We start from the raw sequence: 20800 nt of genomic DNA, 5'->3' as shown, positions 1-20800 counted from the left end.
GGTCCATGCACGTAAGTGAGTCTGGCCAGGCCCGGCAAGTGGCAACGGCAGTGGATGCCATCAACCTGCGTCGCCGGGATATCCTTGGCATTATAGGCCTCGTGGCCCTGGGCGGCGCCTTGCTGTCCCCGCGCCATGTCCTGGCGGCCAGCGTGTCCAGCCTGTCGAGCACGGAAGCATCGGCCGGGCTGAAAGAAGCCTTGCTCAAAGGGTCCGAAACCGCGGTCAACCTGCTCGGTCAGCCGGGCGGCTTCCTGGACAACGCCAAGGTGCGCATTCCCCTGCCTGAAGGGCTGAAAAAGGCGCAGGCCGTGCTGCGGATGATGGGGCGTGGCCAGCAGGCCGAAGAACTCGAAGTCGCCATGAACCGGGCGGCCGAATCGGCGGTGCAGGAAGCCAAACCCCTGCTGGTCAACGCCGTGCAGACCATGACCGTCCAGGACGCCAAGGGCATCCTGACGGGCGGCGACGATTCGGTCACGACCTACTTCAAGGGCAAGACCCAGGCGCCGCTGGCGCAGCGTTTCCTGCCCATCGTGTCCAAAGAGATCGACAAGCTGGGCCTGGCGCAGATGTACAACCAGTACGCCGGCCAGGCGGCGCAGTTCGGCGTGGTCCGCAAGGAAGACGCCAACGTGCAGCAGTACGTGACGCGCAAGGCGCTGGACGGCCTGTACCTGATGATCGGCGAACAGGAACGCAGCATTCGCGCCGACCCGGTCGGGACCGGCAGCGCGATCCTGAAGAAGGTGTTCGGGTCGATGAAGTAGTCGGGGGGCTCGTCAAGCAGGCGACGCCTTGAGCTTGCGGCCCAGGCGCCGCCAGCCGATCACCACGCCCGTCACGCTCAGCGCCGCGCCACCCAGGCTCAGCAGGATCAACAGCGTGTCCCATAACGGACGCCGATCCAGCAATGGCAGCCAGTCCCAGCTATGCAGCATCGCAAACAGCCACCGGCTCAGGCGCCGTGCGTCGTCGGTCTGGCTGATGATGGTCGCCGTGTGTGGGTCGATGTGCACCCACGTGTGGGACGGATCGTCGAAGCGCACGCGCAGGATCGGCAGCGGCTTGTCGGTGCCGCCGGTCATGGTGTGCTCGTCACGGTCGTAGTAGTAGGTGTCGTAGTCGGTCAGGCGGTCGATGCGCGCGACGGGGGCAGCCATCAGCCGTGCGGCGGCGGTTGCGATGGCGGCTTCATTGAAGTTCGTGAGGCGGGCGGTCCTGGCGTCGAGCACTTGCGGCGCGCCCGTGGCGGTCCGTGCCAGGACGATGGGTTGCCCCGTCGCGTAGGACCAACGGAGCTCGCGGGCGGCCCCACCCGCCGCGGCAAGAAGATCGGAAATCGGCGCGCGTGATGGGCTGCCGCCTTCAGCCTGCAAACGTCCACCCTGCATCGCCTCGATCTTCAATGCCGGTCCACTGGCGCTGAACATCTTCCACGGATTCATCGACATCCATCCGCTGAAGATCCAGGTGATCGTAATGACCGCGAACAGCAGGCCGCTGATGTGATGCCAGCGCATCATCGGGCCGGTATAGGGCGACCGCGATCCCGTGCGATAGACGCGGCCGAAGCGCCACCGCAGGATGCCAATGACCGAACCCGTCAGCGCCACGGCCAGCCCCAGCACCGATAGCGTGTTGACGATGCCGGACCAGTACGGATCGAAAACGTTGCCGCGGAAGGGATAGAGCCAATGGATCCATGCGCCCGCGTAATTCCAGAGCCGTTCGGTACGCGGCGCGTCACGGACCACCTCGCCCGTGCGGCCGGAAATGTACAGGCGCGTGCGTTCCGCATCGTTCACGTCGACGACGTGCAAGGGCCGATGGGCATCCAGGCCGCGGGAGTGCGAAAAGGCGTCTTCGTCGATTTCGCCAAGGTAGGACAGGGATGGGCTCGAGACGGCGTGGAGGGTGGGGCGATCACCAGCGCCCGCCCACGCCGCCGCGCTTGCGAGCGCGTCTTCGCGCGTGGTCGCAGGCAACCGCTTCCCGGTGACCGCATCGACCACGATCGGTCCGCGACCGGGAGCCGCGCCATGCCCTCCGCCGGCTGCGCCCGTGGCAGCCTGCGGCTCCACCAGATACACCGGCTGCCCCGCCCGTGCGCGTGCCAGACGCAGGTCCCGCAGCGGACCCTGAATACCCGCCGCAGCCAACGCCGCTAACGGATCCAGCATCGTCACGGTCCCATCCAGCGCCGGCAAATGCGCCAGCCGTTCCGCCGTCGTCAGCTTGGGATAGCCGACATACATCATGACGACGCCCGACACGAACCACATGGCAAAGAACAGGCAGACGGTGATGCCCATCCAGCGGTGAATCAGGAACAGCCAGCGTTTCGCGCGATGCATGGCGGCGTCCTCAGAACGACGCGCGCAGCGTCAGGTCCGCGGTCCGCGGCGCACCCAGGTACACCTGCGTCGTGGAACTGGCGTTGGCCGCGTACACCCGGTCCGTCAGGTTGCGGATGCGGCCGGTCAACGACATGGCCTTGCTGAACTGCCAGCTGACGCCCACGTCGACAAGCGTGTAGGCGGACCACGTCGCCGTGTTGGCGGCATCGGCGTAGACCCGTCCGACATGCCGTACGCCCACGATGCCGGTCCATGCCGGTGCAAAGGCGTACGAGGTCCAGACATTGGCCACGAACGACGGCGTGTTGTTCGGCGTCTTGCCTGCCAGCGACACGCCGCCTTGCGTGAAGTTGTCATAGGTCGCGTCGACCAGGGTCACGTTGCCCTGCACGGCCCATCGGGACGTCGGCCGCAAGGCCAGGGCCGCTTCGATCCCCTTCGAGCTTTGTTCGCCCACCGGCAATGTCAATGCGCTGTTGTTCGGATCTTGCGTCGCGATATTTTTACGATTGATGTGATACGCGGCCAGGGTCGCCGTGGCCTTGCGGTCCCAGAAGTCGACCTTGCTGCCGACTTCGACTTGCTTGCCGGTGGTGAGCTTGCTGTTGTTCATCACGTCCGCAAACGACGCCGTCGACAACACGCCCGAAGGAGGATCCGCCGCCGTCGCGTATTGCACGTACAGATTGGCGTCCTGCGTCACGTCCCACACCAGGCCAATGCGCCCGGTGGTGGGCGAGTACGAACGTTCATAACTGGCCGGTGCGGCCGCCGTGACGGCGCGCCGGTTGGTCAGGTCCAGGTCGATCCGTTCGTGCCGCAACGCTGTCACAAGATTCAGGGTGGGCAGCAGGGCCGTGCGGTTTTCCAGATACACCGCCAGCGTCTTGATCTTCACGTCGCGATCAGGATTGAAGCCGGGTGACGTCCCCGGAATCTGATAGAAATCGCCGGGCGTGAACTGATACGGATCCACTGTGTTGACGGTTCCGGCCAGGCTGTTCGGAAACCGCGTCTGGCGATTGGTGCTGACGTCGGCGCCGAACGCCCAGTCGCTCTTGCGGCCGAACAGCGTGCTTTGGTACAGCGCGTCGACCCGATCGCCAATCAGTTGCTGATCGTGCCGTTGCAGGAAAGCGCCCGACCGCTGGATGGCACGGTTGTCCGGCGTGTAGCGGTAGGTCTCGACGTTCCGGTAATCGCGCAGCGCGTCGTAGACATAAAACGTGTTCGTCAGCTTGAGCCTATCGGTCGCCTTCCATTCCGTGATCGACCGCAACCACTGCACCCGCTGTTGGTACAGCCCGTCCGCCGCGTTGTAGTTCTTGAAGCGTGTGCCCTTGTCGATGGTCAGCTCGCCCGACGACGGGTTCAGCACCGGCGTGCCCCAATACGGGCGGTCCACGTGTTCGGCCTGGTACTCGTAGGCCAGGGTGTGGGTCAGGCCCTGCCCAAAGTCCGACAGCAATGACGCCGCCACCTGCGTGGAGCGTGTGCCCGTACCCGCCGTCCAGCTGTTCGCGTCGCGGTGGTTCACATCGATGCGCGCGTAGTGGTTGACGCCGCTTTCGCCATCCCCGGCAATGCGGCGGTTCAGGCCGAACGACACTTCTTTCAGGCCATAGCTGCCGAAGCGCACCTGCGCGTCGCCAACGTCTTCTCGCTGCGCCAGCTTGGTCAGGTAGTTGATCGATCCGCCCACGGCGCCCGAGCCATACAGGAAGCTCGACGGTCCGCCGATGACTTCGACGCGGTCATAGATCCAGCTGTCCACCGGTCTTGCTGCGATGCTGTACTGCACGTTGATGCCATTGAACAGCTGGCTGACTGAACTGCTGTTGAAGCCGCGGTAGCTGACACCGATGTTGCCCGGCGCACTGTGCGCGGTGATGCCCGGGACGGCACGTAGGATTTCCTGGGTGTCGAGCGCGCCGCGCAATTCGATGGCGTCGCGATCGACCACGGTGACCGACGCCGGCGTTTCGCGCGGCGTCAGGCCCAGGCGGCTGGCAGTGTCGGATGGCTTGTCCAGGTTCAGGTTGCCCAGTCCCGCGGGCGCGGGTGCATCGGCTTCGACCGTGATGGTGGAGAGCGTGGCGGGCGACTCGGCAGCCTGCGCCTGCACCAGGCCAGGCGCACTGGTGCCCCCAAGCAAGGTGATCGCAAAAGCAAGAGACGTCGGCCGAAAGGCGGCCGGTCGATGGGTAGGAACAGACGGGCGGGACGGCTGGCGCGGACGCGCAGGGGCGGCGCAAGGTAGACGCAAACGTGACATGGCAAAACCTGATCGGGACGTGTCCCTGCCCGCACGGCGGGGCCGGCGGTGCAAGGCACGAGGCAAGAAAGACGCAGTCGGAAAACGGATCCGCAGGGATCCTTCACGACTGCACGAGCGTCGAGGTCAGGTCAGCGAGGGAGGCCCTCGCGCCGGAAGAGGCGAGAGCGTGGCGGCCGCAAGACGGGCCGCTGGAATGGACTTGAGGACGTAGGCGAGCGGATCGGACGTCTGCGCCACCCGCACCGGCGTGGGCATGAGACCAACGGGCGCGAAGCACAACGGGCAATCCATGACCATGCGGTCACCGTCGCCCGCAGACGAATCCTGGTCATGCACGATGATCTTGACGACGCCCGAACCCGAGCAGATCACATCGAACAGCGCCGGCTTGATGATCGGCGACGCAATGGCTGCCCCCAGCGTCATGGCGAACCAAAGCAGCACGGTAAGGTGCAGAAAGCGAAAGGTCCGAAGGGCATGCATGGGGCGGATGATCCCCCGGGGAAGTACGTAGCGTCAAGCGACGGCGGCTCGACAGTGAAGCGACAGTCGTTAGCAGGCGTGACGTGCGGCGCCTTGCACGATGGCCTGCACACGATCCGATACGGGCTGGTCACCATCGAATCGCATCACGCGGCAGGTGCGTTCTGCCATGGCCGAGAGCAGGGCGGACAGGCGCGCCGGTGTATCCACCTTGTCTCTGAAGGGCGGGTCCGTCGGCTTCCAGTAGAAATCGTCCGCGTCGATGAACCGGCCGCCGATCTCTGTCGCCAGGGCGCACGCCAGCGTCGACGTCTCGGAACCGGGTGCGCCGACGATATTGATCCGATGGTAGGGAAAGGGGGGCATCAGTACGGACGGGAGCCAGGCAGCCCGGCGTGCAAATAACGCAAACGGGCTGACCTGCGGTCGGACAGCGCCGCTGCCCGGCACCCCTTCAACAATGCATCGCTGCAATCAAGCGGTGCCGTAAGCGGAAAGTTTGCCGCCGCGCCCGTTACCTTCCTATTGGCGCCTTACTTCGCGCCCGGTGCGTTCTTGGCGGCTTCGTCCTGCTCGGCTTTGACCTTCGACAGGTCGGCCAGCTCGGCTTCGGTGATGTAATCGAACACCTTCACGACCTTGGTCACCCCGCTGACGCCGGCGGCGATCGACGCGGCGCGCTTGCCTTCACGTTCGGTCACGCGGCCCATCAGGTAGACGGTGCCACGCTGCGTGTTGATCAGGAAAGCGTTGGCGAACAAATCCTTGGCGTCGATCAGCGAGGCCTTCACCTTGCCGGTGATGAGCGTGTCGTTGGAACGGGTCGTCAGCGAGCTTGGCGGGCCGACCTGCAATTCGTTGATCACCGACCGCACGTTTTCGATCGTGGACGCCTGCAGTTCGGCATCGGCCTTGGCCGCGTCGTTCGGGACTTCACCGGTCAGCAGCACCTTGCGGTTGTACGCGTTGATGACGACGTGACCCTTGTCGCCATAGCGGCCCGAAATGCGGTTGCTGGATTTGAGTTCGATGCTTTGGTCTTCGACCTGGTTGCCCATGGTGCGGCGGTCGGTCGCTGCAAACGTGCCCATGACCGCGCCGCCCATGATGATGGGGATGCAACCGCCCACGGCCAGTGCGCCGGTGGCGATGGCAAGGGCGACCGCGATCGGGCGGGCGAGCGTCAGCAGAGGGGTGTGCGGCATTACATGTCTCCGAGCAATTGGGCATCGATGCCGTCGCATATGGCATGCAACAGCAGGATGTGGACTTCCTGGATCCGCAGAGTGCGGTCGTGAGGGACGCACAGGTGAACGTCGGTCTCGGCCAGCATCGCGCCGATCTGCCCGCCACCCTTGCCGGTCAAGGCGATCACGTGCATTTCACGTGACTGGGCCGCCTCGATCGCCTGGATGACGTTGGTCGAATTGCCGCTGGTCGAAATCGCCAGCAGCACGTCGCCGGGCTGACCCAGTGCGTTGACCTGCTGAGAGAAGACCCGGTCATAGCCGAAGTCGTTCCCCACCGCAGTCAGGATAGAGGTGTCGGTATTCAGCGCGATCGCCGCCAGGGGCAGGCGTTCGCGTTCGAACCGGCCGACCAGTTCGGCAACGAAGTGCTGGGCGTCGGCGGCCGAACCGCCGTTGCCGCAGGCCAGGATCTTGCCGTTGTTGGTCAACGTGTGGAAACACGCATCCACGGCGGCAGCCGTTGGCGCGGGCAGCACGTCTTGCGACTGTTCGAAGAGCGCGATGGCGTCACGAAAATGAGCGGAAATGCGGGCAGAAAGGTCCATGCGCGAATTATCTCATGTGGCCGGATGGCGGAAACGGGCGTCGTTCGCCCAAAGTGTGTCCACTGTAACCGGCCACGGGCCGCGCTGTCCTCAACCGACCGCCCCGAAGGCGCCCTGCAGCCAATGCATCCCCTGCGCGTCCTGGGCTACCACGTCGAACCGGCAGGGCGGCAGCGGCCCTTGCCAGCGATATACCAGGAAGAATTGCGCGGCGAGCTGCACCCGGCGCTGCTTGGCCCGGCCCACGCTGGCCGCGGCGCCACCGAAGCGGGAGGCGGCCCGATGCCGTACCTCCACGAAAACGAGGGTGTCGCGGTCCATCATGATCAGGTCGATCTCGCCCTGCCGGCACGCCAGGTTTCGGGCAACCAGCACCAGGCCGCTCTGCTCCAGCAGGCGAAGGGCTTCATTTTCGGCGGCGTCGCCCACGCGCTGCGTGGGCGAGCGTTTGAGTTCGGGCAGCGCCTCTGGGCTGTCCGGCAGCCTGACGCAGGCCTTGCGCTGCCGCCGACGCCGCGCCCGCCGCTGGGCGACCCGCGCGGCGTCGAATTCGCCGTGGTGGGTGAGGGGGGGCGGGGCGGCAGCATCTGGTTCCAGGGCATCCGGTGCAGCCGAGCATTCAACCGTTGTCGAAGGCGGGCTTTGTGGTGCGGCGTCGGCACCAAGTCCATTGGCCGAAGCGTCAGCTACCACCCTTTGGCGGGACCGCATGACAGTCAGCGTGGGACGGGAAGGCTTGCCGGTGTTCATGGCTGAGTCCCCAGACCTGAAAGCCAAGGGGCTGGACGCTCGGGTATCCTCACGGGATGCAAAACGAACCTGGCATGACCCCCTCTGGCGCGAGTGCGTCCGAGAAAGACGAGACCGGCGGGCTTCCGCATGTGACGAACCCGCTTGGCGCAGACACGGTTGCGGTGCCCACGTCGCCCTCCAGCGCCTGGATGCGCATGGCGGACCGGGTCGCGACGCAGTTCTGGCCCAAGCCGGCCTTGTATGTCGTGGCGACGCCCATCGGTAACCTGGGGGACCTGAGCCTGCGCGCCCAGATCAGCCTGCAGCAGGCGGACGTGATTGCGGCCGAAGACACGCGGTTGACGCGGCCGCTGCTTGACGCCTGGGGCATCCGCACGCCATTGATTGCGGCGCATCGTCATAACGAAGCGCAAGTGGCCGAAGCCATCGTCGGCCGACTGGCTGCGGGCGAGCGAGTGGCGCTGGTGTCGGATGCCGGTGCACCCGGGGTGAGCGACCCGGGGGCGCGCGTGGTCCGGGTGGTGCGTGAGGCCGGCTATCCGGTCGTACCAGTGCCCGGTCCAAGCGCGGTGATCGCAGCGCTGATGGCCAGCGGCGTGACCACCGACGAAAATCCGGCCTTTGCCTTCGCTGGCTTTCCGCCGCCCAAGCCGGTGGCCCGCCGACGCTGGCTGGAAGAGTGGTGCCGTCTGCAGGCGCCGGTGGCCATGTACGAGTCGCCGCACCGCCTGTCGGCCACGCTGGCAGACTTGCTGGCCGTCTGCGGGCCCGAGCGGCCCCTGACCATTGCCCGGGAATTGACCAAACGCTTCGAAGAGATCGTGACCTTGCCGCTGGCCGACGCGCAGGACTGGCTGGTGGCGCACCCCCAGCGCGCGCAGGGCGAGTTCGTGCTGATCGTGGGGGCTGCCGCCGCGCCGGAAAGCGACATGCTCGATGCCCGGACGGAAGAAGTCGTCCAGGCCCTGCTGGAAGTGATGAGCGTGCGGGACTGCGCCAAGGTGGCCGCCAAGATTACGGGCCTGCCCCGCGACGCCTTGTATGCCCGTGCGCTGGCGATCAAGAACGGGAAAGGCGACGAAGAATAGGCCAGGCGCGACGTTGCCGCACCTGAATGCGGCGTGCCTGAGGCTGCGGTGCCCCAGACCGTCATGCCTGCGCCCGGCGCACGGCTTGCGGGTGAACGACCTGTGGGCGCCTGCGTCCAGCGCCGGGTAGTCGGCCGGACGAGAGGGAACGGTGGAATGCATGGGTACGTCTCCGGCAACGCTGCCAGGCAGCGAAAAAGCCAGTCCAACGCATGCTCCGGCAACGCGCCGTGGCAACGAAGGTGCCACGGCTGACGACGCCCGCAACGCCGCCGTGTTCTGCCTGGACTGGTGTTGCCAGCATGCGCGCCACGCGCCGAATGCACGATTGGAACTGCGTGTCCTTGTCACGTCAGGCTTGCGCCGACGGGGCTGTGGAGCTTCCACCATGACAACGCGCTGCGCATCCGCAATACTCACAGCATCAGCTTTCCCTGATTGACGACAGAGCACACCTTCTCAATGCGACCAACTCCTTCAGACGCCCGGATCCCGCCAAGCTCCGCGGTGGCTTTAGCCGAGGGACATACCGCGGAGCCGCGGCCATCGGCAGCTACCCCGACGCCGTTATCGACCCAGGCACCTTCAATGCCATCACCGACCCGACCCGCGTCAACGCCGTCACCGACCCGACCCGCGTCAACGCTCAGGACCGCACCGACCCGATGGCGATATCTGGACATGGGAACGCCGCTTGGCGCCTTGCGCATCGCGGTGCGTGCGCATGGGCATCCGGCGGATTGCGTGGGCTTGGCCGAGCAAGGGCTAGCAGTTGTGGGTGACCACCCCGCAAATGGCCTTGCAGGCGCGTGGTTCGTCAACGATCAGAAATACCTGCCGGAACTGACGCCAGAGTGGGAAGCAGCAAGTGACCATGCGTTCCTGAACGAAGCGCAGGAAGACATACAGGCGTGGTTCAACGGGGAACGTGAGGCGTTCAGGACGGCGTTGTCACCGAGCGGGACGCCGTTCCAGGAAGCGGTATGGCAGGGATTGCTGGGGATTGCGTACGGCGAAACGGAAAGCTACGCGGCGTTGACGCATCGTATCGGCTATCCGCCGACCGCCGTTCGCGCCGTGGCCGGTGCGGTTGGGCGCAATCCGATTTCAGTATTGATCCCATGCCATCGCGTAATTGGCAGCGACGGCGCGTTGACCGGCTACGCAGGTGGCCTGCCGCGCAAGCAGTTCCTGCTGCGACTGGAGCAATCCAGCCGGCAGACGGCCATGCCGTTCAGCCTGCACTCCTGATGGCAGAGACTTGAGTCGCCGAAACCAGCCCTAACACCGCGCCCTCACACCGCGTCACAGCACAGGATCCCCGCAAAGCGCCGCAGCGCAGGGCGTCTACCGCGTAACGATCACCGGCGTGACATCCACCCGCGCCTGCATGCGCTGGGCTGCCGCCATGGCGGCTTCGCGGTCCGGGTACGGGCCGACCTGAACCCGATGCAGACTGCCGCCGCTGACCACACGCAGGGCCTCGACGTCCGGTACCCGAGTACGGATACGGTTGACCAGGTCTTCGGCGTTGCGTTCGCCGTTGAAGGCGCCAACTTGCAGGTAAATGCCAGAACTTAGCGGCGCAGAGACTGGAGTAGGTCGATAGGTCGACGGCACGGTAACCGGCGCCGACGCCTGGTACGAAGGTGAAGCCGCCCCGGAGCTGCCGCCTGACCCATAGGCAGAACCTGATCCGTAGGCAGAAGACCCGTAGGTAGAAGACCCGTAGGTAGAAGACCCGTAGGCAGAACCCGACCCGGCTGGATAACCCGCGCCAGAGCCACCTGCCGCGCCGGTCGCCCCGGTCGCCCCAGCAACCTCCGCCCCGGACGCCCCATTGACCGAACCCGCGCCCGCGCCAGTCCACGCGCCGTCCGCTCCGGCCACCGTGGCGCTTGGACGCGGTGCCGGCCGCAACGCCGGCGTCGGCGCCAGGATCTGCACCGGCAAGGCGCCGGCCGTGGGTTCGACGGGCATCGTCATGGCAATCGCGTCGATCTCAGGACCCGTCCCGGTCGTTGTGGCCACGCCGGTGTAATTCGACGCCACCGGCAAAGCCGCCCCGGCAGACCCCATAGACCCCGCAGACCCAGCCGACCCAGCCGACCCCGCCGGCGCCATCGCCAGCACCGGCTCGCCATTGCGTTCCGCCCGGATCCGCGCGATTTCCGCCGGCATCAGCAGTTCCACCACCACTTCCGAACTGCCCTTGCCCAGGATGCCCAGCTTGTGCGCCGCCGTGTAGGACAGGTCGATCAGCCGATCGCTGTGGAAGGGCCCGCGATCGTTGATCCGCACGATCACCGACTTGTTGTTCGCCACCCTGGTGACCCGCGCGTAGCTGGGAATCGGCATCGTCGGGTGGGCGGCCGTCATGGCGTACATGTCGTAGATCTCGCCGTTCGACGTCCGCGCGCCATGGAATTTCTTGCCGTACCACGAGGCCACGCCGCGCGCGGTGTAGGCCTGCTGGGTGGTATCAGGCACATACCGTTTGCCGAAGATCACATACGGCTTGTTCGGACCGCTGGCCAGCGGTTCGAGCTGGGGCAGGGCATCCGGCACCATGTCCAGGTTGGCCGGCGGATTGTCTTCCGGGCCGTCGTCCTTGTAGTACCCCCCGCCTTTGCCGCCCGACGACGCCACGCTGCCGCCACTCTTGGTGGGCGTACTGCCGCAGCCTGCCAGCGCAAACGCGGCAAGGGTCGCGGCCATGACGGTGGTGCGGCTGGGCGTCAGGGTCATCTCGAAGCACTCCGGGCAGGGGCGTTGGGGACCAGATCGTGGGCAACCTGGTCATGCAGGTCGAATTGTTTTTGCGCGCGGTGGCGCACCAGTACCTGGCCCTGGTCAGCAAACAGCGCGGCCAGCCGTTCCACAACGTAGACCGACCGATGTTTGCCGCCCGTGCAGCCTATCGCCACCGTCAGGTAGCTCCGAGTGTCCTGCATGTACTGGGGAAGCCATGTGCGGATAAAGCCGGCAATATCATCGATCATCCGCTGAACGACCGGGATCCCCGCAAGGTAAGCGGCGACCGGCGCATCGCGACCGGTCAGGGGCCGCAGCAGGGGATCGTAGTGCGGGTTGGGCAGGCAGCGCATGTCGAACATCAGGTCGGCATCCAGCGGCACGCCTTCCTTGAACGCGAACGATTCGAAGGTCAGCACCAGCGGATGGCTGTCGGCGTGGACCACATTGCGGACCCAGGCGCGCAATTGGCCTGGCGTCAGCCCAGTCGTATCAATGACATTGCCCAGTTCACGCAGCGGGCCGAGCAGTTCGCGTTCGCTGAAGATGCAGGCTTCGACCGACGGCGCGACACCCTGGTGGTACAGCTTCTGGGTCAGCGGATGGCGGCGGCGCGATTCGGAATAGCGGGTTACCAGGGTGTTGGTGTCGGCGTCCAGGAAGACCACGCGGATCTCGGTGCCCATCTTGCGCAGCGCGACGATGATGCGCGGCAGGCTGGCGATGTCGCCGCTGGACCGGGCGTCGATCGATACCGCCACCCGCTGCTGGTCTTCGTCGCGGGCGGCCGCCACGAATTCCTGCAGGAAGCGCACAGGCAGATTATCGACACAGTTGTAGCCGGCGTCTTCCAGCGTCCGGAGCGCAACCGATTTGCCGGATCCGGAAATGCCGGTAATGAATACGACGCGAAGCACTGCCTGGTTTTGCATGGGTGACCGTCGTGGTGGGGAATCAACTACCGTTCTGGATGGCTTGCGCCTGGCGTTCCATGAAGTCCTGCATCGTATCGATGCCACGCAACTGCAAAATGACGTTGCGCACCGCGGCCTCGACCAGCACGGCCAGGTTGCGGCCGGCTGCGACGGGCAACACGACCTTGCGGATAGGCAGCGCCAGGACTTCCTGCGTTTGCGCCTGCAAGGGCAGGCGTTCGAAATTGGCTTCAGGCGACGTGGTGCGCACCAGGTGCACGATAAGCTTGAGCTTCATCTTGCGCCGCACCGACGTTTCGCCAAAGATCGCCCGGATATCGAGCAGGCCCAGGCCGCGCACTTCCAGCAGGTTCTGCAGCAGCGGGGGGCAGCGGCCTTCGATCATGTTCGGCGCGATGCGCGAGAATTCGACGGCGTCATCGGCCACCAGGCCATGCCCGCGCGAAATCAGTTCCAGCGCCAGTTCGCTCTTGCCCAGGCCGGACTCGCCCGAAATCAGCACGCCCATGCCCAGCACGTCCATGAAGACGCCATGGACGGTGGTCATTGGCGCCAGCTTCTTGGCCAGGTAGATCCGCAGCATGTCGATCACCTGCGCGGCCGACTTGGGCGACGCCAGCACCGCCACGTTCTGCTGTTCGCAGTGCGTGATGATGTCTTCGGGCGCATCCAGGCCGTCCGCCATGATGATGGCAGGCACGCCCCCGGCGATCAGTTCGTCCAGGTGATGGGCGCGTTTGCGCAGTTCAAAACGCGTGTAGTAGGACAGCTCTTCATGCCCGAACACCTGGATCCGCGAAGGGTGGATCAGGTTCAGGTGGCCCACCAGGTCGGACGCGGCCAGACAGGTCGCCGGCAGGGGCGAGCGTCCGGCGCTGCCGCGGCCCGCCAGCCAGGTCAGGCTGATCTTGTCCGCGTTGTCGTCGACCAGCTTTTCAATTGTCAGCATCACGTGTCAGTTCGCCGGACACAGGTCCGGAAGGTGGAACGGCAGGAAAGCGCAAGCTGGATGCGCGAGGCCACAAGGTCAGGCCGTCGCGCCCGACTGTGCCGGCTCCCAGTGCGTGAGCAGGGAATGCACGGCGCTGGCCGAAGGTTCCGCCAGCAGGGCATCGCGCAATGCGCGGTTCGACAGCATTTGTGCGAGTTCGGACAGGATTTCGAGGTGCATCTGCGTCGCCTGTTCGGGCACCAGCAGGAACACAAGCAACTGCACGGGCTTGCCGTCGGGCGCTTCGAACCCGATCGGCGCGGCCAGGCGCACGAACGCGGCAACCGCTTCGGTCAGGCCCTTGATGCGCCCATGCGGCACGGCGACACCTTGACCGAGTCCGGTGGACCCGAGGCGCTCGCGCGAGAACAGGCTATCGAACACGACCGATCGGGCGATACCGTGATTGTTTTCAAACAGGAGCCCGATCTGCTCGAAGACCCGCTTCTTGCTGGTGACTTCCAGGTCGAGCAGGACGTTGGAGGGGGGCAATATCCGAGAAATCAGATTCATAGTGTGGGCGACCGGCCCGTGCAGGAACTGCGTTGCACAGGAAAGGAACCAGAGGTGACAGCGCTTGGCCTTGGACGTCGATTATAGCCAGCATGTCCGATCTGTCACTCAATCGGTATATTTATGCATATTTTGTGCTGGAATTTCATCCGTTTGGATGCTATGGCGCGGTGAGAGTTCCGCGCCGGCCCGGGAGGGGTTGACCACGCCATGGTGGTCGTCCGGGCCGGTGTCAGTCGCCGGCAGCCCGATCAGGGCGCAGCGGTCATATCCGTGCCATCAACGATCGGCAGGATCTGCCTGGGATCAGAGATCGGCAGGGATCTGCCTTTTGGGCGCTTCGTCGATCGTGACGCGAGTGGTCTGGATCTTGTCCTTGTACTTGATGACCTGGCGATCCACCTTGTCGACCAGCGTGTCGATCGCGGCGTACAGATTATCTTCCTGGGCCTCGCAGTGGATGTCCTTGCCCTTGAGGTGCACGGTGACTTCGGCCAGATGCTTCAGCTTTTCTACCGAAAGGATCACTTGGATGTCGATGACATGATCGAAATGACGCAAAACCCGCTCGATCTTGTTCATGACGTACTCCCGGATGGCGGGAGTGACCACGAGGTGATGACCGCTGATGCTCAGATTCATGTAAAGCCCTCCTTGAAGCTGTTTTCGGGAAGGGATCTTCCCAAAACCTGCCGGCCCTGCGTGAGCGGGAACCGGCATCGTGGCACTCGCATGCCACTTTGGTTGCGTCGCGGAAAGGAGGGTCTCCGGACTAAGCCACGCAACAAAAGTAGCGAGCCAATGCATCAACCGATGACGTTCAAATGGGCTCGTATCCGAAGCCTTCAATAGCTGAGTTGCAAGCAGCGATGTGGAAATGTTTCTTGGACATCGCGGGGTGCGGATGCGGCTCGGCTAGATCGCCTTGCGCAGGGAGACGGGGGGAATCTTCAGGGCTTCGCGGTACTTGGCGACAGTGCGCCGGGCCACCACGATGCCTTGCTCTCCAAGCATCTGCGCAAGCTGGCTGTCGGATAGCGGCTGGGTGGGTTCCTCCGCGCAAACAAGCTGTTTGATCAAGGCCCGGATGGCCGTGGAGGACGCTGCCCCGCCGGTTTCCGTTGCCACATGGCTGCCGAAGAAGTACTTGAGTTCAAACGTGCCCAGCGGGGTGAGCATGTATTTCTGGGTGGTGACCCGCGAGATCGTCGACTCGTGTAGCCCTAGTGTATCTGCTATTTCACGTAACACAAGGGGCCGCATGGCGACTTCGCCGTGGTTCAGGAAGCCGTGCTGACGCTCGACAATGGCCTGCGCCACGCGCTGGATCGTGTCGAAGCGCTGCTGCACGTTGCGGATCAGCCAGCGGGCTTCCTGCAGCTGTGAGGACAAGCCCGGATGGGCCGATGCGCGCTCGGATTTCAGGATCTGGGCGTACATCTGGTTGACGCGCAGCCGGGGCACGGCGTCGGAGTTCAGGATGGCGCGCCACTGGTTGCCGACCTTGCGCACGACCACGTCGGGCACCACGAAGTCGGCCGCCGGCGACGAATACTTCGAGCCAGGGCGGGGGTCCAGCTTGCGGATCAGGGTCTGGGCGGACCGCAGCAGATCGTCGTCGCAGCTCAGGGCCTTGCGCAGCTTGGCGTAGTCGCGCGCGCCCAGCAGGGCCAGGTGGTCGACCACGATGGCGCGGGCGCACTGGAGCACGGCGGGGTCGCGTGCTTCGGGCAGGCAGCCCAGGTCGGGGTCGCGCAGTTGCAGGCGCAGGCACTCGGCCATGTTGCGCGCGCCCACGCCGGTGGGGTCGAACGATTGCAGCAGGCCCAGTGCCGACCGCAGTTCGTCTTCGTCGATGTCGAGTTCGGGCGGGAACAGGCTGGCGATCTCGTCCAGCGGGGTCGTCAGGTAGCCGTTGTCGTCCAGTTCGTCGATCAGCGCGCCCACCAGGGCGCCGTCGCGATGCGTGACCTGGGTCAGCGACAGCTGCTCGTGCAGGTGCTCGCGCAGCGATGTCGACCGCGCCGCCAGTTGTGGCGCCGTGTCGTCGTCATGCTCGGATCCCGGGCGATGCAGTTCGGGCATCTCGTGCGACGAATCCTGCGACTCGCGCGCGTCGTCCACGGCCGTCGACGGCTCGCTCGAATCGGCGGGCGTCTCGGCCGGCGTTTCGGTGCGCTGCGTCTCGTGCATGCTGCCATCGGCGTCGACGCGCAGGTTCCCGATCGCCGCGTCTTCATCGCGTTCGAGCAACGGGTTTTCCTGCAGGATCTGCTCGATCTCGTGTTCGAGTTCGAGCGTGGACAACTGCAGCAGCTTGATGGACTGCTGCAATGCCGGCGTCAGCGCCAGATGCTGGGACGTGCGAAGTTGAAGGCCTGGTTTAAGCATGGTCACCGCTACATGCGGAAGTGTTCCCCCAAATACACGCGCCGCACCGCGGGATCGCCCACGATTTCTTCCGGATGGCCATTGGCCAGCACGGTCCCTTCACTGATGATGTAGGCGCGGTCGCAGATGCCGAGCGTTTCGCGAACGTTGTGGTCGGTGATCAGGACACCGATGCCGCGTCCCTTCAGGAAACGCACGATGCGCTGGATCTCGATCACCGCGATCGGATCGACGCCCGCGAAGGGTTCGTCGAGCAGGATGAAGCGGGGATTGGTCGCCAGCGCGCGCGCGATTTCGACGCGGCGGCGTTCGCCCCCCGACAAGGAAATCGCGGCATTGCTCCGGATATGGCCGATCTGCAGTTCTTCAAGCAGCGCTTCAAGATGCTCGGCGACCCGGGCCGATTTGAGCGTGGCGCCATGTTCGTCGCGCTGCAATTCCAGCACGGCGCGGATGTTCTGTTCCACCGTCAGGCGGCGGAACACCGACGCGTCCTGGGGCAGATACGACAGGCCGCGACGCGCGCGCTGGTGGATAGGCAGGGCCGTGATCGACTCGCCGTCGATATCGATGCTGCCCGCGTCCGCCGGCACCAGGCCGACGATCATGTAGAAGCAGGTCGTCTTGCCGGCGCCGTTCGGGCCGAGCAGGCCCACCACTTCGCCGCCGTCGACTTCCAGCGATACGTTCTGGACGACCGTGCGGCCCGAGTAAGCCTTGCGCAGTCCGGTGGCGCGCAGCTTGCCCGACTGCTTGGTCTGGCCGCCCACGGCCGAGGCCGGTGCGTCCTCGACCACGGGAGGCGTGACGGGAGCGTTCATCGGCCCCCCTTGGCGGCGGCCGGGGCGCCGGGGCGCGCGCAGCCATTGTCTTGCGCGGCACCGCCGCTTTCGCGCGGCTGGATCACCGTGCGCACGCGCTGATTCGGCGTCGCGGCACGGGGGCCGCCGTTGGCGCTGTACGTTTCGGCGCGCTGGTCATACGTGATCTGCTGGCCGCGGACTTCGTCCACGACCTGCTCACATGCCAGGCGTTTGACGACCGCGCGCGAGATGAAGTGGATCTTGTCGTTGCGGCCATCGAATTCGGCCCGCTCGGCTTCGCCTTCGATGTATTCGTCGGTGCCTTCACGGCGCTGGCGAACGAAGACGAGCTTGCTGCCGGTCGCGGTGGCGACGCCATGCTGGAAGCCCTCGGGATCCTCGCGCAGTTCCAGGCGGTCGGCGCGCAGCGTCAACGAGCCCTTGGTCAGCACGACGTTGCCCGTGAACACGCTGGTCTGCTTCAGGTCGTCATACCGCAGCGAGTCGGCATCGACCAGGGTCGGCTGCTGATTGTCGGTCTTGGCCGCCAGGGCGGCCCCGGCGGTCAGGGTCACGCTGGCGATCGCGATCAGCGCCTGCGCGGCGAAGCGGGTGAATGAAAGGTTCGGCACGATGATTTTCTTGTCCTTGTCTAGGGCTGCCGCGGTGCGGGGGATTTCCCCGGAGTGATTTCTACCTGAGTGCGCTGCGCGATCGACAACTCGCGCGTGACATTGTTGTAGCGCATGCCGCGGCCCTGGATGCGTGAGCGTCCGTTCAGGATCGTGGCGGGCTGATCGGTGAATGCCAGGTCTTCGTCGGGGCGCAACGTCATCTGTTCGCTGCGGATCGTCAGGGCGTCCCGTCCCTGGGCCGCCATGCGCTGGAAGTCGACATTGCCGCGCATGTCGATCCGCGCGCCGTCTTCGTCCATGCGCGCAAAGTTCGACGAGACCACGGTGGTCGGCCGGTCGGCGCGCTGGTTGACCGCGCGCAGCTGGGTCACCTCGGACGAATCGTCATCCGGGTAATGCACCAGCCGCTTGCCTTCCATACGGGTGCTGGGCAGGCCTTCGGGATCGCTGCGCACCATCACGAAATCTTCGACATACGAATCGATTTCGTGCGTCAGCCGGCGCGGCGGGTCAGTCGTGACGGCCCGCTGCGCGTAGTCGGCCGCCCACCACGTGCCGGCCACGAGGGACACAAGCAGGATGATGGAAACGGCGGAGGCGAGGCGATCTCTCATGGCGGCCTGGGCTTATTGCGGTGAACCGACGGTCAGCGGGGCGCGCGGCCGGCCGGCAATGAAGCCGCCCAGGCGGCCCTGCGCGGCCAGGATCAGGTCGCAGCATTCGCGGGCGGCGCCCGTGCCGGCCGGCCGGCTGGAAATCCAGTGCGCGGCCTGCGCCACGTAGGGCGGCGCTTCGGGCACGCTGGCCGCAAAACCGACGCGTTGCATGGCATGCAGGTCGATCACGTCGTCCCCCATGAACCCGATGTGTTCCATGTCCAGGCCGTGGCGCTGGGCCAGCACCGTCAGGGCCTGCGACTTGTCGCGCACGCCCTGCTGCACGTCCGAAATGCCCAGGTCGGCGGCGCGGCGCGCCACGATGGGCGAGTCGCGGCCGGTAATGAAGGACACCAGGATGCCGCTTTCCTGCAGCATGCGGATGCCAAAGCCATCCAGCGCATGGAAGGCCTTGATGGATTCGCCGTGCTCGCCATAGAGCAGGGTGCCGTCGGTCAGCACGCCGTCCACGTCGAAAATCATGAGGCGCAGGCGCGTCGCGCGTTCGCAGACAGCCTGCGAGGTGCGGGCCAGGATCAGCGCTTCGGCGGGGTGGGAGGGAGTCAGTTTGATTGCCATCGGGATTCAGAGCACCTTTGCTGCCATCAGGTCATGGGTATGCAGGGCGCCGACGAGGCGGCCCGTGTCATCCAGGACCAGAAGCTGATTCTTGCGGTTTTCGTCCATTTGCGCGGCGGCTTCGACTGCCAGCGCGTCGGGGCCGACGTGGCGCGGCGACCGCGTCATTCCGCTGGCCACTGTCAGGCTGCGGATGTCGCCTTCGCGCTCGATCAGGCGGCGCAGGTCGCCATCGGTAAAGATGCCGACCAGTTCGCTGCCGTCCAGGACGGCGGTCATGCCCATGCCCTTGCGGGTGATTTCAATCAGGGCTTCGGTAATGGAGGCGTCGACCGACACCACCGGGATCGCGTCGCCGGTGCGCATCACGTCGCGCACATGGGTCAGCAGACGCCGGCCCAGCGCGCCGCCCGGATGCGAGCGGGCGAAATCTTCCGGACCGAAACCCCGCGCTTCCAGGCAGGCCACGGCCAGCGCGTCGCCCAGCCCGAGGGCGGCGGTCGTGCTGGCCGTGGGCGCCAGGTTCAGCGGGCAGGCTTCGATGTCGACGCCGCCATTCAGGTGGACATCCGACAGCTTGGCAAGTTCGGAATGCGGATTGCCGGTAATGCTGATGAGCTTGGCGTCCATGCGTTTCACGGCCGGCACAATGGTCAGCAATTCGGCCGTGGTGCCCGAATAGGAAATCGCCAGCATGACGTCGTCGGACGTGATCATGCCCAGGTCACCGTGCACGGCTTCGGCCGCGTGCACAAAGAAGGCGGGTGTGCCGGTGGAAGCCAGCGTGGCGGCGATCTTGCGGGCAATGTGGCCGGATTTGCCGATGCCGCTGACGACGACGCGGCCACGGCAGGCAAGCAGGATCCCGACCGCGGCTTCGAAGCTGGCGTCGAGCCGCTCGGCCAGGGTGACAAGGGCCTGTGCTTCGATCGTGAGCGTGCGGCGCGCGGACGGCAATGCGTCGGCGGCGTTCGGCACGGGAACGCGAGCAGGGCCTGTCGTGGGAAGCGAAGCTGTCATGGGCTGCGATTGTGACCGGAGTGTGGCGGTGCGACGCGGGGGGCCGACACGATGTGATGAAAAACAGAGCGTGCGGGCGCTGGCCGGGTTACTTTTGCCGTAGTTTAATTCAGCGGACCTACCAGTATAGTAGCAAGGCACGGTCCTTGCTTGACCGGCTGCGCCGCGTTTTTTAGTGCTTACTCTCCTTGGACTGTCGATGTTTCTGGACCCCAATTACATCCGCGACCGCATTCGTACGGTGCCCGACTGGCCGCAGGCGGGGGTGATGTTCCGCGATATCACACCCTTGTTGCAGGACGCCAAGACGTTCCGGGCGCTGATCGACATGTTTGTCTATCGCTACATGGGACAGCGGCTGGACCTGGTGGCGGGGATCGATGCCCGGGGCTTCATCCTGGCCAGCGTGGTTGCCTATGAACTGAATCTGGGCTTCGTGCCGGTGCGCAAAAAGGGCAAGCTGCCCTTTGCATCGATCACGGAAGAGTACGCATTGGAATACGGCAGCGCCGCGGTCGAGATGCATGCCGACGCCGTGCGCCCCGGCCAGCGGGTATTGCTGATGGACGATCTGGTGGCCACCGGCGGCACCTTGCTGGCGGGCGCCAAGCTGCTGCAGCGCCTGGGCGCCAATGTGGTGGAAGCCGCGGCGATCGTGGATCTGCCGTCGCTGGGCGGCGGGGACCGGATCCGGGCGTCGGGGCTGGATCTGTATGCGGTGTGCGCGTTCCCGGACTGACGCGTTCCACCCTCCTGCCTGGCTTGC

Annotated in this window: 22 protein-coding genes and 1 pseudogene; 4 read left to right on the top strand and 19 right to left on the bottom strand. The window is 65.5% G+C overall.

Going from position 1 to position 20800, the window contains the following annotated elements:
* The first annotated feature begins 50 nt into the window (after positions 1-50).
* Positions 51-770, top strand: a complete 720-nt coding sequence (locus tag HD883_RS13945; protein ID WP_373563367.1) for a DUF4197 domain-containing protein — start codon at positions 51-53, stop codon at positions 768-770.
* Positions 771-782: 12 nt separating this feature from the next.
* Here HD883_RS13945 and HD883_RS13940 read toward each other — a convergent pair whose 3' ends face one another.
* From HD883_RS13940 to HD883_RS13910, 7 genes are all read right to left on the bottom strand, one after another.
* Entirely contained in the window at positions 783-2357 is a 1575-nt protein-coding gene (locus HD883_RS13940; RefSeq protein WP_179584460.1) for a PepSY domain-containing protein, read from the bottom strand.
* Between the two features lie 10 nt (positions 2358-2367).
* A complete protein-coding gene (locus tag HD883_RS13935; protein WP_179584463.1) occupies positions 2368-4635 on the bottom strand; it encodes a TonB-dependent receptor in 2268 nt (755 codons plus the stop codon).
* A 126-nt stretch (positions 4636-4761) separates the two neighbouring features.
* On the bottom strand, positions 4762-5121 hold the full coding sequence (locus tag HD883_RS13930) for a DUF2946 family protein (RefSeq protein ID WP_179584465.1): 360 nt from the start codon (positions 5119-5121) through the stop codon (positions 4762-4764).
* A gap of 69 nt (positions 5122-5190) precedes the next feature.
* Positions 5191-5487 (bottom strand): hypothetical protein, encoded by a 297-nt coding sequence (locus tag HD883_RS13925; protein ID WP_179584467.1) that lies wholly within the window; start codon positions 5485-5487, stop codon positions 5191-5193.
* Positions 5488-5654: 167 nt separating this feature from the next.
* A complete protein-coding gene (locus tag HD883_RS13920) occupies positions 5655-6326 on the bottom strand; it encodes a BON domain-containing protein (protein WP_179584469.1) in 672 nt (223 codons plus the stop codon).
* Positions 6326-6916 (bottom strand): phosphoheptose isomerase, encoded by a 591-nt coding sequence (locus tag HD883_RS13915; protein ID WP_179584471.1) that lies wholly within the window; start codon positions 6914-6916, stop codon positions 6326-6328. Before HD883_RS13915 ends, HD883_RS13920 begins: the two co-directional genes overlap by 1 nt.
* Before the next feature lie 90 nt (positions 6917-7006).
* Positions 7007-7666: a YraN family protein gene (locus tag HD883_RS13910; protein WP_257022178.1), complete on the bottom strand. Its 660-nt coding sequence runs from the start codon at positions 7664-7666 to the stop codon at positions 7007-7009.
* A gap of 191 nt (positions 7667-7857) precedes the next feature.
* Between HD883_RS13910 and rsmI the strand changes: the two genes are divergently transcribed.
* Both rsmI and HD883_RS13900 read left to right on the top strand, forming a co-directional pair.
* Positions 7858-8757, top strand: coding sequence for a 16S rRNA (cytidine(1402)-2'-O)-methyltransferase (rsmI, locus tag HD883_RS13905; protein ID WP_257022502.1), 900 nt, complete (start codon positions 7858-7860; stop codon positions 8755-8757).
* Between the two features lie 750 nt (positions 8758-9507).
* Complete coding sequence (locus tag HD883_RS13900; RefSeq protein ID WP_257022177.1) at positions 9508-10008, top strand: methylated-DNA--[protein]-cysteine S-methyltransferase; 501 nt, start codon at positions 9508-9510, stop codon at positions 10006-10008.
* A gap of 96 nt (positions 10009-10104) precedes the next feature.
* Here the strand turns inward: HD883_RS13900 and HD883_RS28090 are convergent, their stop codons facing one another.
* The 12 genes and pseudogenes from HD883_RS28090 to HD883_RS13845 all read right to left on the bottom strand — a co-directional run bounded on the left by HD883_RS28090 (position 10105) and on the right by HD883_RS13845 (position 20034).
* Positions 10105-10377, bottom strand: coding sequence for an SPOR domain-containing protein (locus HD883_RS28090; protein WP_444964401.1), 273 nt, complete (start codon positions 10375-10377; stop codon positions 10105-10107).
* 249 nt (positions 10378-10626) lie between these two features.
* Positions 10627-11499: pseudogene (locus HD883_RS28085) on the bottom strand (septal ring lytic transglycosylase RlpA family protein); the annotation flags it as partial.
* Positions 11500-11501: 2 nt separating this feature from the next.
* Positions 11502-12428, bottom strand: coding sequence for an RNase adapter RapZ (gene rapZ / locus HD883_RS13890; protein WP_179588568.1), 927 nt, complete (start codon positions 12426-12428; stop codon positions 11502-11504).
* A gap of 37 nt (positions 12429-12465) precedes the next feature.
* Complete coding sequence (hprK, locus tag HD883_RS13885) at positions 12466-13395, bottom strand: HPr(Ser) kinase/phosphatase (protein WP_179584479.1); 930 nt, start codon at positions 13393-13395, stop codon at positions 12466-12468.
* Between the two features lie 78 nt (positions 13396-13473).
* Positions 13474-13950, bottom strand: a complete 477-nt coding sequence (ptsN, locus tag HD883_RS13880; protein WP_179584481.1) for a PTS IIA-like nitrogen regulatory protein PtsN — start codon at positions 13948-13950, stop codon at positions 13474-13476.
* A 306-nt stretch (positions 13951-14256) separates the two neighbouring features.
* Entirely contained in the window at positions 14257-14592 is a 336-nt protein-coding gene (hpf, locus tag HD883_RS13875; RefSeq protein WP_179584484.1) for a ribosome hibernation-promoting factor, HPF/YfiA family, read from the bottom strand.
* A gap of 273 nt (positions 14593-14865) precedes the next feature.
* A complete protein-coding gene (locus tag HD883_RS13870; RefSeq protein WP_179584485.1) occupies positions 14866-16341 on the bottom strand; it encodes an RNA polymerase factor sigma-54 in 1476 nt (491 codons plus the stop codon).
* Positions 16342-16349: 8 nt separating this feature from the next.
* Entirely contained in the window at positions 16350-17162 is an 813-nt protein-coding gene (gene lptB / locus HD883_RS13865; protein ID WP_179584487.1) for an LPS export ABC transporter ATP-binding protein, read from the bottom strand.
* Positions 17159-17776, bottom strand: a complete 618-nt coding sequence (gene lptA, locus HD883_RS13860; RefSeq protein ID WP_179584489.1) for a lipopolysaccharide transport periplasmic protein LptA — start codon at positions 17774-17776, stop codon at positions 17159-17161. Before lptA ends, lptB begins: the two co-directional genes overlap by 4 nt.
* Before the next feature lie 20 nt (positions 17777-17796).
* Positions 17797-18393, bottom strand: a complete 597-nt coding sequence (gene lptC / locus HD883_RS13855; RefSeq protein WP_179584491.1) for an LPS export ABC transporter periplasmic protein LptC — start codon at positions 18391-18393, stop codon at positions 17797-17799.
* 12 nt (positions 18394-18405) lie between these two features.
* Positions 18406-19014, bottom strand: coding sequence for a KdsC family phosphatase (locus HD883_RS13850; RefSeq protein WP_179584493.1), 609 nt, complete (start codon positions 19012-19014; stop codon positions 18406-18408).
* A 6-nt stretch (positions 19015-19020) separates the two neighbouring features.
* Positions 19021-20034 (bottom strand): KpsF/GutQ family sugar-phosphate isomerase, encoded by a 1014-nt coding sequence (locus HD883_RS13845; RefSeq protein WP_179584495.1) that lies wholly within the window; start codon positions 20032-20034, stop codon positions 19021-19023.
* Positions 20035-20233: 199 nt separating this feature from the next.
* Between HD883_RS13845 and HD883_RS13840 the strand changes: the two genes are divergently transcribed.
* Positions 20234-20773, top strand: a complete 540-nt coding sequence (locus tag HD883_RS13840) for an adenine phosphoribosyltransferase (RefSeq protein ID WP_179584497.1) — start codon at positions 20234-20236, stop codon at positions 20771-20773.
* The last annotated feature ends 27 nt before the right edge of the window (positions 20774-20800 follow it).

The sequence above is a fragment of the Pigmentiphaga litoralis genome, from assembly GCF_013408655.1.
GTDB lineage: Bacteria > Pseudomonadota > Gammaproteobacteria > Burkholderiales > Burkholderiaceae_B > Pigmentiphaga > Pigmentiphaga litoralis_A.
This window is presented reverse-complemented; position numbering and strand designations above follow the sequence as displayed.

What these genes read in the sequence shown, in the direction of transcription:
- HD883_RS13940 (WP_179584460.1), bottom strand. Translation starts at nt 2,357, where the DNA reads ATGCATCGCGCGAAACGCTGGCTGTTCCTGATTCACCGCTGGATGGGC.
- HD883_RS13935 (WP_179584463.1), bottom strand. Translation starts at nt 4,635, where the DNA reads ATGTCACGTTTGCGTCTACCTTGCGCCGCCCCTGCGCGTCCGCGCCAG.
- HD883_RS13930 (WP_179584465.1), bottom strand. Translation starts at nt 5,121, where the DNA reads ATGCATGCCCTTCGGACCTTTCGCTTTCTGCACCTTACCGTGCTGCTT.
- HD883_RS13925 (WP_179584467.1), bottom strand. Translation starts at nt 5,487, where the DNA reads ATGCCCCCCTTTCCCTACCATCGGATCAATATCGTCGGCGCACCCGGT.
- HD883_RS13920 (WP_179584469.1), bottom strand. Translation starts at nt 6,326, where the DNA reads ATGCCGCACACCCCTCTGCTGACGCTCGCCCGCCCGATCGCGGTCGCC.
- HD883_RS13915 (WP_179584471.1), bottom strand. Translation starts at nt 6,916, where the DNA reads ATGGACCTTTCTGCCCGCATTTCCGCTCATTTTCGTGACGCCATCGCG.
- HD883_RS13910 (WP_257022178.1), bottom strand. Translation starts at nt 7,666, where the DNA reads ATGAACACCGGCAAGCCTTCCCGTCCCACGCTGACTGTCATGCGGTCC.
- rsmI (WP_257022502.1), top strand. Translation starts at nt 7,858, where the DNA reads ATGCGCATGGCGGACCGGGTCGCGACGCAGTTCTGGCCCAAGCCGGCC.
- hprK (WP_179584479.1), bottom strand. Translation starts at nt 13,395, where the DNA reads ATGCTGACAATTGAAAAGCTGGTCGACGACAACGCGGACAAGATCAGC.
- ptsN (WP_179584481.1), bottom strand. Translation starts at nt 13,950, where the DNA reads ATGAATCTGATTTCTCGGATATTGCCCCCCTCCAACGTCCTGCTCGAC.
- hpf (WP_179584484.1), bottom strand. Translation starts at nt 14,592, where the DNA reads ATGAATCTGAGCATCAGCGGTCATCACCTCGTGGTCACTCCCGCCATC.
- HD883_RS13870 (WP_179584485.1), bottom strand. Translation starts at nt 16,341, where the DNA reads ATGCTTAAACCAGGCCTTCAACTTCGCACGTCCCAGCATCTGGCGCTG.
- lptB (WP_179584487.1), bottom strand. Translation starts at nt 17,162, where the DNA reads ATGAACGCTCCCGTCACGCCTCCCGTGGTCGAGGACGCACCGGCCTCG.
- lptC (WP_179584491.1), bottom strand. Translation starts at nt 18,393, where the DNA reads ATGAGAGATCGCCTCGCCTCCGCCGTTTCCATCATCCTGCTTGTGTCC.
- HD883_RS13850 (WP_179584493.1), bottom strand. Translation starts at nt 19,014, where the DNA reads ATGGCAATCAAACTGACTCCCTCCCACCCCGCCGAAGCGCTGATCCTG.
- HD883_RS13845 (WP_179584495.1), bottom strand. Translation starts at nt 20,034, where the DNA reads ATGACAGCTTCGCTTCCCACGACAGGCCCTGCTCGCGTTCCCGTGCCG.
- HD883_RS13840 (WP_179584497.1), top strand. Translation starts at nt 20,234, where the DNA reads ATGTTTCTGGACCCCAATTACATCCGCGACCGCATTCGTACGGTGCCC.